Source organism: Streptomyces sp. OZ13 (assembly GCF_052068155.1).
GTDB lineage: Bacteria > Actinomycetota > Actinomycetes > Streptomycetales > Streptomycetaceae > Streptomyces.
Genome location: NZ_JBQHCZ010000005.1, coordinates 604459 through 616963, shown reverse-complemented (window position 1 = coordinate 616963; position 12505 = coordinate 604459). Strand labels below are relative to the sequence as shown.

Here is a 12505-nt window from a genome sequence, read left to right as displayed (position 1 = left end):
TCACCAGGCCGGTCGGGGGCGGCAGGTACTCCGGGTCGGTCCACGGGTCATTCCCCGCCCGCGCGGCGACCCGCCGGAAGAATCAGCCCGACGGCATGGTGCGCCGTCCGTCCTGCGCGGGAAGAATGGGCGGTCGTCCCCCGATCCGCGACAGGGGAGAACATGTCACAGCGCAGTGACCTCCGGCGGCGCAGGGCCGCCCTGGAGGACGAGTGGTCCCGGTGGGTGCCCGGATTGAAGGCGGCCAGGTGGTCGCCGGGTGGCGGCGGGACGTTGCGGCCCGAGGTCACGGAGTCCTGGGTGCGTTCCCTCAGCAGCGTCGATCCGGGCCGGGACAGCGCCCCCGTGTCGGACGGCGGCACGGTGCATCACCGTTGGGCGGGGTCACCGCTGCGCGGCCCCGTCGAGGGCCTGACGGACGAGCTGCACAGCATCGCCGACGACGCCGGGTTCGTCACCGCGGTCACCGACGAGTGCGGCACCATCCTGTGGACGTGCGGCGGCCGGACCATGCAACGTCGCGCGGAGCGGGTCAACTTCGCGCCGGGCGGCCGGTGGGACGAGCAGGCCATGGGGACCAACGCGCTGTCGCTGGCGCTGCGTACGGGCCGCCCGAGCACGATCTTCTCCGCCGAGCACCTGGTCACCGCCCTGCACGGCTGGGTCTGCTACTGCGCGCCGATCCGCGACCCCGGCGGACGGATCCTCGGCGTGCTGGACCTGTCGACCACCTGGGACCGCTCGCACCCGCTGGCCATGTCCACGGTGCGCACGCTGGTCTCGACGATCGAGACCCGGCTGCGGTCGGAGCCGCCGGGTCCGCGCGGCACCGGCGTGCGGCTGCGGTGCCTGGGGGCCGAGGACGCCGTGCGGGACGGTACGCCGTTGCCGTTGCGGCCGCGTCAGCTGGAGATCCTGACCCTGCTCGCACTGGAGCCCGACGGCTTCCCGCCGGAACGGCTGCGTGAGGCACTGTACGGCGAGAGGCCCGTCACCGCCTCGACCTTCAAGGCGGAGATCTCCCATCTGCGCCGGGCCCTGTCCGGCGGCATCGCGACCCGCCGCTACGCGCTGACGACGCCCGTCGCCTGCGACGCCGTCGATCTGCTGCGCGCGCTGGAGACCGGCGACACGGCCGCCGCGCTGCGCCACTACCGCGGCCCGCTGCTGCCCCGGTCGGAAGCGCCGGGGATCGTGGAGTGGCGGGTCCAACTGGAGGTCGCCGTACGGGAGGCGGTCCTCGCCTCCGCCCGCCCGGAACACGCCCTCCGCTACGGCGAACGGGCCCCGTACGACGCGGAGGTGCACCAGCACGCGCTGCGCCTGCTGGGACCGGGCGACGCCCGCCGGGCGCTCGCGGCCGGACGGCTCAGCACCGCCCTGCGCGACGACTGACGACGGGCGGGCGATCGGGCCGCACGAACGCTCACCCGTCGGAGGCGGACATGCCGCGCCAACCCCGCACCAACCTCGCGCGCTCACAGTGTGCTCAGCACGCGGCGTGGCCGCCGCGTGCCACCGCACTCGCCATCCACCGAGGAGAGCCGCCATGGTGTACGCGCAGCCAGGTTCCGAGGGCAGCATCGTCGACTTCGCCCGGCGATACGACAACTTCATCGGAGGCGACTGGGTCGCCCCCGTGGAGGGCCGGTACTTCGACAATCCGACGCCGGTGACGGGCAAGGTCTTCTGCGAGGTCGCCCGGTCTACGGGCGCGGACATCGACCTGGCCCTGGACGCGGCCCACGCCGCGGCCGGCAAGTGGGGCCGGACGTCCGCCACGGAACGGGCCAACATCCTCAACCGCATCGCGGACCGGATCGAGGAGAACCTCGAGAAGATCGCCGTGGCGGAGACATGGGAGAACGGCAAGCCGGTGCGCGAGACGCTCGCGGCCGACATCCCGCTGGCCGTGGACCACTTCCGGTACTTCGCCGGCGTCGTCCGCGCCCAGGAGGGCAGCATCGCGGAGATCGACGCGGACACCGTGGCGTACCACTACCACGAGCCGTTGGGCGTGGTCGGTCAGATCATCCCCTGGAACTTCCCCATCCTGATGGCCGCCTGGAAGCTGGCGCCCGCGCTCGCCGCGGGCAACTGCGTCGTCATCAAACCGGCCGAGCAGACGCCGGTCAGCCTGCTGTTGGTGGTCGAGCTGATCGCCGACCTGCTCCCGCCGGGTGTGATCAACGTCGTCAACGGCTTCGGCGTCGAGGCCGGCAAGCCGCTCGCCTCCAGCCCGCGCGTCGCGAAGGTGGCGTTCACCGGTGAGACCACCACCGGGCGCCTGATCATGCAGTACGCGAGCGAGAACATCATCCCCGTCACGCTGGAGCTGGGCGGCAAGAGCCCGAACATCTTCCTGCCCGACGTGACCGCCGCCGACGACGACTACCTGGACAAGGCCGTCGAGGGTTTCGTGATGTTCGCGCTCAATCAGGGCGAGGTCTGCACCTGTCCGTCCCGGGCGCTGATCCACTCCTCCGTCTACGACGAGTTCATGGCCCGCTGCGTCGAGCGCACCAAGGCGATCGTCAGCGGTGACCCGCTGGACCCGGCGACGATGATCGGCGCTCAGGCGAGCAACGACCAGTACGAGAAGATCCTTTCGTACATCGACATCGGCACCCAGGAAGGCGCCGAGATCCTCACCGGCGGCGGGCCGCGCACGGTGCCAGGACTCGAAGGCGGCTACTACGTCGAGCCGACGATCTTCCGCGGCAGGAACGACATGCGGATCTTCCAGGAGGAGATCTTCGGTCCGGTCGTCTCCGTCACGACGTACGACTCGGTCGACGAGGCGCTGAAGATCGCGAACGACACGTTGTACGGCCTGGGTGCGGGCGTATGGACCCGGGACGGGAACACGGCGTACCGCCTGGGCCGGGAGATCAAGGCCGGTCGGGTGTGGACGAACTGCTACCACGCCTACCCGGCGCACGCGGCGTTCGGCGGCTACAAGAAGTCCGGCATCGGCCGGGAGAACCACAAGATGATGCTCGACCACTACCAGCAGACGAAGAACCTGCTGGTGAGCTATTCGGCGAAGAAGCTCGGTTTCTTCTGATGACCGAGCGGGCGAGGCGGGTGGAACTGTCGGACGCCGCCGAGGAACTGGTGGGACGGCTCGCCGCGCGGCACGGGCCGGTGATGTTCCACCAGTCCGGCGGCTGCTGCGACGGCAGCGCGCCCATGTGCTACCCGCGGGGCGAGTTCCGGGTCGGCGGTTCCGACGTGCTGCTCGGCGAGGTCGCCGGCGGCGCCCCGTTCTGGATGAGCGCGGACCAGTACGCGTACTGGCGGCACACGCACCTCACCGTCGACGTGGTGCCCGGACGGGGCAGCGGTTTCTCGCTGGAGGCGCCGGAGGGGGTGCGGTTCCTGCTCCGGTCCCGGCTTCTCACGGACGAGGAGCTGGCCCGGATCGAGGCGGAGCCGCCCCTGCCGACGGGTGACGAGGTGACCGGCTGACCGATCCACCGGCCGAGGGGCTGACCACCGGCTGAAGGTTGCGCGGCGGGCAGCCTGCCGGACGCTCCGCGGCCTCGACGTCACGGGAGCCGGACCCGTACTGCCGGGTCCGGCTCCCGTGAGTCCGTCTGTGCGCGGCTCGGTCAGCTGTTGGGGCGCTTTCCGTGGTTCGCGCCCTTCTTCTTGCGGGCGCGCCGCTTGTTGCCTCGCTTGGACATGCGCGTCTCCCTCGAATCGGAACTTTCCGGACGCCGCCAGTCTAGGAACCGCTCCGTGGGGCCGCATCAGTTCGCCGGGGCCAGCACACGCTCCAGGTCCGCCAGGTCCTTGCCGATCGAGCCACGTACCTTGCGCGCCATCAGCGGAGTGGCGAGGCGGTAGTAGCCGCCCGCCTCGCCGCGCACCCGGATGCGGGCCAGGGTGCCGTTCTGCCGTGGCGCGAAGGACCCGCCACCGAGACCATGTCGAGCAGCCGGAGCGGCTCGTAGGCGGCCACCCGCAGCACGTAGTCGATCCGCTTGCCCAGGAAGTAGGCCGTCCGGGTCACCTCGGCCCCCACACCGAAGCCGCCGCCCTCGGCCTCCCGCGTCAGTGCGGCGCGGCGGATGCCCTGGGTCCACCCGTGGTCGTGGCGCCAGTCCATGGCGTAGGACGCGACGCGCTCGGGCGGCAGCGGGATCAGACGCTCGGCCGTCTCGTCGATGCTCATACCGCTCACCCGCTCTTCTTCCCGCCGGACCCGCCGCCCTGCCTGCGCCCAGAATCGCGACGACGGACCCGTGCCGCGACCGGCCGGCCGGTCTTGGTGGTGGCGGCGTTACGGCTCACTTCGACCGGCGGCTGCGCCCGGGCGCCGTATCCGTCAGCGCGGGGCCGGTTCGGCCGGGCGAAGAGGTGCGGGCGCTGCCCGGCGGGCCAGCCGGCGGCGGGTGCGGGTGAGCATCAGACGGGCCGCCGGAGGATGGATGCGGCGCACCAGGGCCCAGTACAGGCGGCCGCGCAGGTTGTGGAGTCTGACGACGGTCGTGAGGGTGGCCGCGTCGTCCTCGATCAGGAGCGAGGCCCGGAAGTCGAGGTGTCCCGCGTCCTTGCCCAGGAGGATCTCGTTCGGCGCGGTCGCTCGGGCGGGGAACGGGAGGACGGTGCGCCAGGCGCCGGGGTCCCGGGGCATTCCGGGATTCAGCGGGATCCGGCAGGCGTCCATGAAGTCCGGCTGTCCGTAGGCCTGTCGGGCCAGGGCGGCCGACGCCGGCGGCGGGACTGCCTTCGCCCGGTCGCCGACGGCGCTGAGCAGGAGGCGCGCCCTGCGGGTCCAGCGGGTGGGCCGAAGCGGGGCGCCGGGGGTGGCGGCGCGGACGGCGTTGTCGAGCAGTTCCTCGATCATCGTGTCGTGCAGGGGCCCGATCACGAACGCCCACTGCAGGGTCTCCCGGACGTTCTGCCGCTGTTCGAGCACATGCCGCACCAGGCACCTGCCGGGGCCGAGGGGTTCGATCTCCAGTGCGTGGAAGCCGTTCTCCGGGGGCGGGAAATCGAAGCGTATGCGGCGGCCGGGCTCGTACTCCCCGACCGAGTAACGGACGAAGCCGTGGCCGCCGTCGGCGCCGACGCCGAGCGGACGGTCGAAACGGATAGGCGGCCACACCGGCGTGGGGCTGAGAGGGTCGTCGGGAGCCGAGAGGCGGTCCAGCAGGGCCCCGACGGTCTCCGCCGGGGCGTCGATGATCCGTTCGTGAACGTTCCGCAGCGTGCGCATCACGCACCTCCATACGGTGGCGTACGTTTCTCCGTACGGTACCGTATGGAGATGCGGAAAGGCGAGGCGGAGAAGAACCGGGAACGCAAGCGGCTGACCGCCGGCGACTGGGCGGACGCCGCTCTCGCGGCCATGGCCGAGCGCGGGCTCGCGGGGGTAGCCGTGGAGCCGCTCGCCGCCCGGCTCGGCACCACGAAGGGCAGCTTCTACTGGCACTTCACCAACCGGGACGCGCTGGTCGCCGCGGCGCTCGAGCGCTGGGAGGAGATCTGCACCGAGCAGATCATCGTCGCCGTCGAGGCCGAGGCCGACCCGGAGAAGCGGCTCCGCACCCTGCTGCACCACGCGACGACGTCGGCCGCGGACGATCCGCTCGAGGTGTCACTGCTCGCCACCGCCGCCGACCCCCGGGTGGCCGCGGTCCTTCAGCGGGTGACCGAGCGCCGCATCGAGTACCTGGCCGGGCTCTTCGAGGAGTTGGGCTTCGACGCGCAGGAGGCAGCCCGGCTCGGCCTGCTGGCCTACAGCAGCTACCTCGGGCACACCCAGCTCAGCCATGCCGTCCCCCACGTCCTGCCGACCGGCGCGGGGCGGGACGCCTACCTCGAGTCGCTCATCGACACCCTGCTCCGCCGGTAGCCCGCGCGCCGCCCCGGCCGGGCCGTCATCCCCGCGGCCCGGCAGCAGGCACACCGCCTCCCGTCCCGGCCCGCACCGGACGCGCCCGGACCAGCCGAACCCCGGCGGCGCCACCACCCCGAACCCACGCCTTGCCCACCCCGCCCCGACGGGCACCGCCCCGTCCGACCGCAGCCCGGCACCGCACCCCCGGCACTGCCGGACCCTGGCAGCCGCGCCCGCCTCCGCCTTCCGGCACCGCACCGCACCGGCGAGCCACACATCGTCCCGGCCGGCACCGCCGACGCCCGGCGGCCCGCCACCACCCCCGAACGCCTGCCCACGCCGCCCCGGCCGGCCCCGCGACACCCAGGCCGAAGAAGGCTAGGCCGAGGAACGCTTCCGCTGCGTGGACTTCTTCGCCGCCGGCTTCTTCTCCCCTGAGGACGTCGACTTCGCCGTGGACCTGGACGCCGACTTCTTCGCCGCGGTGGAGGTCGACTTCGCCGCCGTCTTCTTGGCGGCCGTCTTCTTCGCCGCCGTCGAGGTCGACTTCTTCGTACCGCCGGACGACTTCGGCGACGACGCCGCGCGCCGCCCCTTGATCGGCGTCACCCGCGCCTCCTCGCCGGAGGGCTCCTCGGCCCCCTCGCCCCGCGCCTCCCGCGCCGCCCGCACACTGCCTTCCAGCGCCGCCATGAGGTCGATGACCTTGCCGCCCTCGCCTTCCGCAGGTGCGTGCTCGGGGAGCTCACCGCCTCCCTCCACCTTCGCGGCGATCATCGACTCGACCGCCTCCCGGTAGTCGTCGTGCAGCGAGTCGAGATCGACCTCGCCGAGGGTGTTCATCAGCGCGTCGGCGAGGTCGAGTTCGGCTTCCCGTACGGCCACGTCGGTCTGCGGCGCCACACCCTCCGGCTCTCTGATCTCGTCCGGCCACAGCAGCCCGTGCATGGTGATCACTTCGTCCACGACCCGGAGCATGCCGAGCCGTTCCCGGCCGCGGAGCGCGAACTTGGCGACCGCCACCCGATCCGAGCGCTTGAGGGCTTCGCGCAGCAGGGTGTAGGGCTTGGCGGCCGGCGCGCCGTTGACGGAGAGGTAGTAGGCCGTGTCCATCTGAAGCGGGTCGATCGCGGAGGCGGGCACGAAGGCGACGATCTCGATCGTCTTCGTGGTCGGCAGCGGGAGGGCCGCGAGATCGTCGTCGGTGATCGGGATCATCGATCCGTCGGCGTCCTCGTACGCCTTTCCGATCTCGGACTGCGTGACCTCCTTCTCCTCCAGTTCGCAGACCTTGCGGTAGCGGATCCGGCCGCCGTCGGCGGCGTGGACCTGGCGGAAGGAGACGGAGTGGTTCTCGGTGGCGTTGACCAGCTTGACCGGGATGCTGACCAGCCCGAAGGAGATCGCGCCGTTCCAGATGGATCGCACGTTTCATCCCTTTCATCCGAAAAAATCCGGGTTCCGTGGGATTCTCATCGTATGACGCCGATCACAGAGGTGGAGGGGCGGCGCCTGGCGCTCACCAACCTGGAGAAGGTCATCCATCCCGCCACCGGGACCACCAAGGGCGAGATCGTGCACTACTACGCCGTCACGGCGGAGGCGATCCTCCCCCACCTCGTGGACCGCCCGGTGTCCTTCCTGAGATATCCGGACGGGCCGGACGGGCAGCTGTTCTTCACCAAGAACCCCCCGCCCGGCACCCCGGACTGGGTGCGCACGGCTCCGGTCCCCCGCTCGGAGGACCCCAAGGCCCGCCAGGTCGTGATCGACGACCTCCCGTCACTCGTATGGGCGGCGAATCTGGTGGTCGAGTTCCACACCCCGCAGTGGCGTGCGGACGAGCCGGCCGTGGCCGACCGCCTCGTGTTCGACCTCGATCCCGGCGCGCCCGCGACCATCGCCGAGTGCTGCGAGGTGGCTCTGTGGCTGCGCGAGCGGCTCGCGCGGGACGGGCTGGAGGCGTACGCCAAGACGTCCGGCTCCAAGGGCCTGCATCTGGTCGTACCGGTGACCCCCACCCCCTCCGAGCAGGTCTCCGCCTACGCGAAGTCGCTGGCCGTCGAGGGCGAGGCCGCGTTGCCGAAGCTGGTGCTGCACCGGATGGCACGCTCGCTGCGCCCGGGCAAGGTCTTCGTCGACCACAGCCAGAACGCCGCCGCGAAGACGACCGCCACCCCGTACACACTGCGGGCCCGCACGGAGCCCGCCGTCTCCGCACCGGTCACCTGGGAGGAGGTCCAGGAGGGCCGCGCGGACGGGGCCGGCCTCGTCTTCCGCCTTCACGACATCGCGCCCCGGCTGGAGCGGTACGGGGACCTCTTCGCCTCCGTGGACGACCCCGCCGGCGCCGGAAGCCTGCCGTGACACTGCCCCGGCCGCCCCTGAAGGTCGCGCTCGCCGAGCCGGTGAACGCGCTGCCGCGGGGCGCCGGGCTGGCGTACGAACCGAAGTTCGACGGGCACCGCATGGTGATCTTCCACATCGGCGGCGAGGTGCTGCTGCAGGCGCGTTCCGGGCGGATCGTCACGGCCGCCTTCCCCGACCTTGCCGCCGCGGCGCGGAATCTGCCCGAGGACACGGTGCTCGACGGCGAGGTCGTGGTGTGGCGGAACGGGCGCACCGACTTCGCCGCCGTGCAGAGACGCGCGGCGGCCACACCGGGCAGGGCGCCCGCGCTGGCGCGCGCCCTGCCCGCCTCGTACGCCGCCTTCGACCTGCTCGCGGAGGGCGGGGTGGACCTGCGCCCGCTCGCGTACGAGAAGCGGCGGGCGCGGCTGGTGGCGGTGGCCGGGCCGCTGGGGCCGCCGCTCCAGCCCGTGCCGATGACGCGGGACCGGGCGGAGGCGGAGGGCTGGTACGAGACCCTGCCCGGGATCGGCGTCGAAGGGCTGGTGATCAAGCGGCTGGACCAGTCGTACCGGGGCGGTGTGCGGCTGTGGCGCAAGCTGCGGCACACCCGCACCCATGACGCGGCCGTCGTCGGCTTCACCGGCAGCGGGGAGCGTCCGGCCGCCCTCGTCGTGGTGCTGCCCGACGACGACACACCGGTGGTGTCCGGCCCGATGACGCCGGCGCTGCGGACGCAGGCGGGGGCCCTGCTCGCCGGGCGGGCGGGCGGCGGGAGCGGCACGGCGGTGGCGACCGGGTTCGGCGAGGTCACCTACCGGGCGGTGGAGCCGGGGGTGACGGCGGAGGTGGAGCTGGGCACGACGCGGCACACCGTGACGACGGTGATGAGGCTGCGGTCACCCGAAGAACTCGATTAATCAAGTTTGACTAATCGGCACTGGGGGCAGTACCTTCTGCGACGCACACGCGTGGCCCCAGTTGATGAACGGCAAGGAGAAAGTGTGACCTTTCTGCCCGACACCGGATACACCCCGAGCGCGGAGGAACTGGCGAGCATCCAGGAGTGGTTCGCCGCCTACGACGCGCACAGCACCAAGCGCGACGTCGGGCGTATGGCGGACATGGCAGTGTTCCCGCTCAACCTGATCAGCGACGACTCCGCGGGCAACGGCGCCTCCGCCCAGTGGGACCGCCGGCAGTTCGTCGAGACCATGAGCCATGTGATGGGCGAAGGGAGCGACGACATCTCCTTCGAGTCGGTACGGACTCCGGTGTTCCTCTCCCCCGCGATGGCCGTCGTCTTCACGGACTCGACCATGACCATGGACGGCCGGACCCAGCAGCTGCGGTACGCCGACATCCTGATCAAGCAGGACGGCAAGTGGGCGTTCCAGACGATGATGCAGGGCGGCTGGGGGGACAACCTCCGCTAGAAACGGCCCTGCCGGCCGGGGGGCGTCACCCCCCGGCATCTCCCCGGCCGGCAGGGCGCGAGCACCACGGGCACCGCCTCGCGGCGCCGGTCCGCAGGCGTCGCGGACCGGCCCGCGACGGCGGCAACAGGCCTGGATTCAACAACCCCGAGACAACCCCGTCGGATACCGGTCAGGATGTCGGATCCTTGGGGCACACTTCCCCCAGACACAGGGTTGAGACCCAAGGTTTCTTGGGAGGGGGACAATCGTGTTCGCGGGAATCGACGAGGTCGAGTGGGCCTCTCTGGAACACGCCTACGGCCCGGCCGACGATGTGCCGGAGCTGCTGCGCCAACTGGCCTCCGGGGATCCCGCCGAGCGCGAGAGCGCACTCGACGCCATGTACGGGGCCGTGCACCACCAGGGCGACGTGTACGACTCGACGCTGGCCTGCATCCCGTTCCTGATGGAGCTGGTCGCCGACCCCGCGGTCGAGGACCGGGGAGGCATCGTCGAGCTGCTCACCAGCATCGGCAGCATCGATTTGGACGGCGACGACGAACTCGACCCGGAGGACGAGGAGTTCGAGGACGCCGCGAACTACGCCATGGCCGCCTCCGCGGTGACCGCGGGGGCCGATGTGTTCCTCGGCCTGGTGGACGACCCGGACCGCGGTGTGCGGCTCGCCGCGCCGCTCGCGCTGGCCACCCTGCACACCGACCCGGTGCGCGTCCTGCGCCTGCTGCGGGCCCGGCTGGACGCCGAGCAGGACCCCGAGGTGCGGCTCGCGTGCGTGGAGGCCACCGGGCGGATAGCGCTGCGGCACCAGGGGCTTCTGCCCGAGGTCGTGGAGTGGCTCACCGGGCTGTCCGGGATGGCGTACGGAGCGGGTCTACGGCTGGCCGCGATCGCGCAACTGGCCCGCTGCGCCCCCGGGGCGCTGCCCTCCGACGTGGTGCCAGGGGTGACAGGGCTGCTGCGTGAGCTGCGCACGGAACCGGTGGCGGCGGTCCCGGCGGCCGAACGGCTGCCGTCGCCGACGCTGCTCGGCCAGCTGCGCCAGGTGCGCGCCGCCGACACCGTCGGCCGTCCCGCGCCCTGGACGGCCGACCTGCTGCGCACCCTGCACTCGGGCCTCGGCGACCGGGTCGAGGACCGGATAGCGCTGCTGGCGGACCAGCTGTGCAGCCCGGACCGGGCGCAGCGGATCGACGCCGTACGGATGAGCAGCGCGCTGCTGCGGACATGGCGGGGCGCGTACGGGGAACTGGTCGGCCTGATCGGCGACCAGCTCGCGGACCCGGAACCGCGCCTCGCCGCGGCGGCGGCGTACGCACTGGGGGACCTGTTCGGCCTGGCGGAGCCGGCGGCGGACGCGCTGGTGCGGCGGCTGGCCGCCGAGCCGGGCAGTTGGGTGCGCGAGTGGGAGAGCGGGCCGCCGACGCTGGGCCCGGCCGTCCTCGCGCTCGCACGGGCCGGCGACGCGCGGGTGGTGCCCGTGCTGGCACGGCTCCTGGAGCGGCCCGACGCGCCACGGGACCTCGCGTATGCGCTGGACCGGCTGGGCGGGGCCGCCGCCGCCCTCGCCCCGGCGCTGCGGGAGCGGCTGGACGCGCTGGAACTGGACGACCGGTCCTCCGACGGCGCCGTGGCGCTGCTGCACGGCCTGTCCGTGCTGGGGGCGGACACGGCTGCGGGATCGGTGCCCGCCGTGCTGCGTGTACTGCGGGACGCGCCCGGCGAGTGGCGCGGCTGCCTGACCGACGCCGCGGTGCGGACGCTCACCGCTCTCGGGCCCGCCGCGCGCGAGGCGATGCCGTATCTGTGGGGGCTGCTGCGCGAGGCGGGGTACGAGCGGGGGGCGGACCGGCGGTCGGCGTGCGGTGCCGTGGCCTGCTTACCGCCGGCGGCCGCCGCACGGGCCGCGGGCGCCCTGTGGGCGATCGAGGGTGACGCCGCCGCGGTGGTGCCGGTGCTGTGCGCGGTCCTGAACGCGCCCGAGCAGGCGGCCCGCCGGTCCGCGGCCTCCGTGCTCGCCTCCATGGGGACGTCCGGCGCGCCGGCGGCGCCGCAGCTCGCCAGGCTGCTGCGGTCGATGGAACCGTGGACGCGGGTGCGGGCGGCGGAGGCTCTGTGGCGGGTGACGGGGGACCCCGAGGGCGCCTGGCCGGTGCTGCGCGCGGCCTGGGAGACGATGCCGCGCACCCGGGTGCCCGTCGCGGCGTGTCTGGCGGACATGACCACGGCGGGCGCCGAGGGAGCGGTGGGTCTGCTCGACCGTGAGCTGCTGTCCGCAAGACGTCATAACGCGATCGACAACGGGGCGGACAGTCATGACATCGTGGAGGACGAGAGACTGCTGGCTCTGTGCCGGCGGGCGGTTCACCGCAGGCCATGACTTCGCATGCCGAGCGGAGCGTGACGGCGGACCATGAACGGGGAGGACCCGACAGCATGATCATCTTCGGTACCAAGGGTTACATCTACCAGCTGGCGATACTGACGCTGGTGTGCGGCCACTGCGGCAACCCCTCCGCGCACACGCTCAGGAAGCGGGTCACGAAGTTCACGCTGTTCTTCGTGCCGCTGTTCCCCTTCTCCACGAAGTACGCCACCCAGTGCACCTTCTGCGGGGCCGAGCAGCAGATCTCCTCCGAGCAGGCGCAGCAGCTCCAGGCGCAGTCCGCGGGCAGCGGCCAGGGCGTGCAGGGCGGTCAGCCGTACGGGCAGGCCCAGCAGGGGCAGCAGAACCCCTACCAGCGTTGAGCCGTCGGCGGCGCGGGCGCGGCGGGCGGAGCGTGCCTCCGCCGCCGGCCGACGCTGCGTGACGGCCCATCTGTTCGACGTCGGCGCACCCTGACATAAAGGGACAAACAGACGGGCCACT

At 72.4% G+C, this 12505-nt stretch carries 12 protein-coding genes and 1 pseudogene; 9 read left to right on the top strand and 4 right to left on the bottom strand.

What is annotated here, in order from left to right; translation table 11 throughout:
• Nucleotides 1-162 precede the first annotated feature (162 nt).
• The 3 genes from ACTMTU_RS16270 to ACTMTU_RS16260 all read left to right on the top strand — a co-directional run bounded on the left by ACTMTU_RS16270 (nt 163) and on the right by ACTMTU_RS16260 (nt 3471).
• Nucleotides 163-1395: a GAF domain-containing protein gene (locus tag ACTMTU_RS16270; RefSeq protein ID WP_441264179.1), complete on the top strand. Its 1233-nt coding sequence runs from the start codon at nt 163-165 to the stop codon at nt 1393-1395.
• A gap of 154 nt (nt 1396-1549) precedes the next feature.
• On the top strand, nt 1550-3067 hold the full coding sequence (gene adh / locus ACTMTU_RS16265) for an aldehyde dehydrogenase (RefSeq protein ID WP_441264178.1): 1518 nt from the start codon (nt 1550-1552) through the stop codon (nt 3065-3067).
• On the top strand, nt 3067-3471 hold the full coding sequence (locus ACTMTU_RS16260; protein ID WP_441264177.1) for a DUF779 domain-containing protein: 405 nt from the start codon (nt 3067-3069) through the stop codon (nt 3469-3471). Before adh ends, ACTMTU_RS16260 begins: the two co-directional genes overlap by 1 nt.
• 143 nt (nt 3472-3614) lie before the next feature.
• On the opposite strand, the gene ACTMTU_RS16255 is transcribed toward ACTMTU_RS16260, so the two are convergent.
• The 3 genes and pseudogenes from ACTMTU_RS16255 to ACTMTU_RS16245 form a co-directional block, all read right to left on the bottom strand.
• The gene (locus tag ACTMTU_RS16255) at nt 3615-3689 is read right to left on the bottom strand and encodes a 50S ribosomal protein bL37 (RefSeq protein WP_403856427.1); all 75 of its coding nucleotides are present in this window, start codon (nt 3687-3689) and stop codon (nt 3615-3617) included.
• A 66-nt stretch (nt 3690-3755) separates the two neighbouring features.
• Nucleotides 3756-4180 (bottom strand): annotated as a pseudogene (locus ACTMTU_RS16250) (SRPBCC family protein).
• A gap of 153 nt (nt 4181-4333) precedes the next feature.
• The gene (locus tag ACTMTU_RS16245) at nt 4334-5227 is read right to left on the bottom strand and encodes a DUF2867 domain-containing protein (protein WP_441264176.1); all 894 of its coding nucleotides are present in this window, start codon (nt 5225-5227) and stop codon (nt 4334-4336) included.
• Between the two features lie 45 nt (nt 5228-5272).
• On the opposite strand from ACTMTU_RS16245, the gene ACTMTU_RS16240 reads away from it, so the two are divergent.
• Nucleotides 5273-5866 (top strand): TetR/AcrR family transcriptional regulator, encoded by a 594-nt coding sequence (locus ACTMTU_RS16240; RefSeq protein ID WP_441264175.1) that lies wholly within the window; start codon nt 5273-5275, stop codon nt 5864-5866.
• A 363-nt stretch (nt 5867-6229) separates the two neighbouring features.
• On the opposite strand, the gene ku is transcribed toward ACTMTU_RS16240, so the two are convergent.
• Entirely contained in the window at nt 6230-7279 is a 1050-nt protein-coding gene (gene ku / locus ACTMTU_RS16235) for a non-homologous end joining protein Ku (protein ID WP_441264174.1), read from the bottom strand.
• 51 nt (nt 7280-7330) lie between these two features.
• On the opposite strand from ku, the gene ligD reads away from it, so the two are divergent.
• The 5 genes from ligD to ACTMTU_RS16210 all read left to right on the top strand — a co-directional run bounded on the left by ligD (nt 7331) and on the right by ACTMTU_RS16210 (nt 12384).
• Nucleotides 7331-8218, top strand: coding sequence for a non-homologous end-joining DNA ligase (gene ligD / locus ACTMTU_RS16230; protein ID WP_441264173.1), 888 nt, complete (start codon nt 7331-7333; stop codon nt 8216-8218).
• Nucleotides 8215-9120 (top strand): ATP-dependent DNA ligase, encoded by a 906-nt coding sequence (locus ACTMTU_RS16225; protein ID WP_441264172.1) that lies wholly within the window; start codon nt 8215-8217, stop codon nt 9118-9120. Before ligD ends, ACTMTU_RS16225 begins: the two co-directional genes overlap by 4 nt.
• Nucleotides 9121-9204: 84 nt before the next feature.
• Nucleotides 9205-9636 carry a DUF4440 domain-containing protein gene (locus tag ACTMTU_RS16220; protein ID WP_441264171.1) on the top strand — a complete coding sequence of 144 codons (432 nt, stop codon included), beginning with the start codon at nt 9205-9207 and terminating at the stop codon, nt 9634-9636.
• A 250-nt stretch (nt 9637-9886) separates the two neighbouring features.
• On the top strand, nt 9887-12016 hold the full coding sequence (locus ACTMTU_RS16215; protein WP_441264170.1) for a PBS lyase: 2130 nt from the start codon (nt 9887-9889) through the stop codon (nt 12014-12016).
• A 56-nt stretch (nt 12017-12072) separates the two neighbouring features.
• The gene (locus tag ACTMTU_RS16210) at nt 12073-12384 is read left to right on the top strand and encodes a zinc-ribbon domain-containing protein (protein WP_441264169.1); all 312 of its coding nucleotides are present in this window, start codon (nt 12073-12075) and stop codon (nt 12382-12384) included.
• Nucleotides 12385-12505: the final 121 nt, after the last annotated feature.

Excerpts from the sequence above, each read along its gene's own strand:
- ACTMTU_RS16270 (WP_441264179.1), top strand. The coding sequence starts at position 163 with ATGTCACAGCGCAGTGACCTCCGGCGGCGCAGGGCCGCCCTGGAGGAC.
- adh (WP_441264178.1), top strand. The coding sequence starts at position 1,550 with ATGGTGTACGCGCAGCCAGGTTCCGAGGGCAGCATCGTCGACTTCGCC.
- ACTMTU_RS16260 (WP_441264177.1), top strand. The coding sequence starts at position 3,067 with ATGACCGAGCGGGCGAGGCGGGTGGAACTGTCGGACGCCGCCGAGGAA.
- ACTMTU_RS16245 (WP_441264176.1), bottom strand. The coding sequence starts at position 5,227 with ATGCGCACGCTGCGGAACGTTCACGAACGGATCATCGACGCCCCGGCG.
- ACTMTU_RS16240 (WP_441264175.1), top strand. The coding sequence starts at position 5,273 with ATGGAGATGCGGAAAGGCGAGGCGGAGAAGAACCGGGAACGCAAGCGG.
- ligD (WP_441264173.1), top strand. The coding sequence starts at position 7,331 with ATGACGCCGATCACAGAGGTGGAGGGGCGGCGCCTGGCGCTCACCAAC.
- ACTMTU_RS16210 (WP_441264169.1), top strand. The coding sequence starts at position 12,073 with ATGATCATCTTCGGTACCAAGGGTTACATCTACCAGCTGGCGATACTG.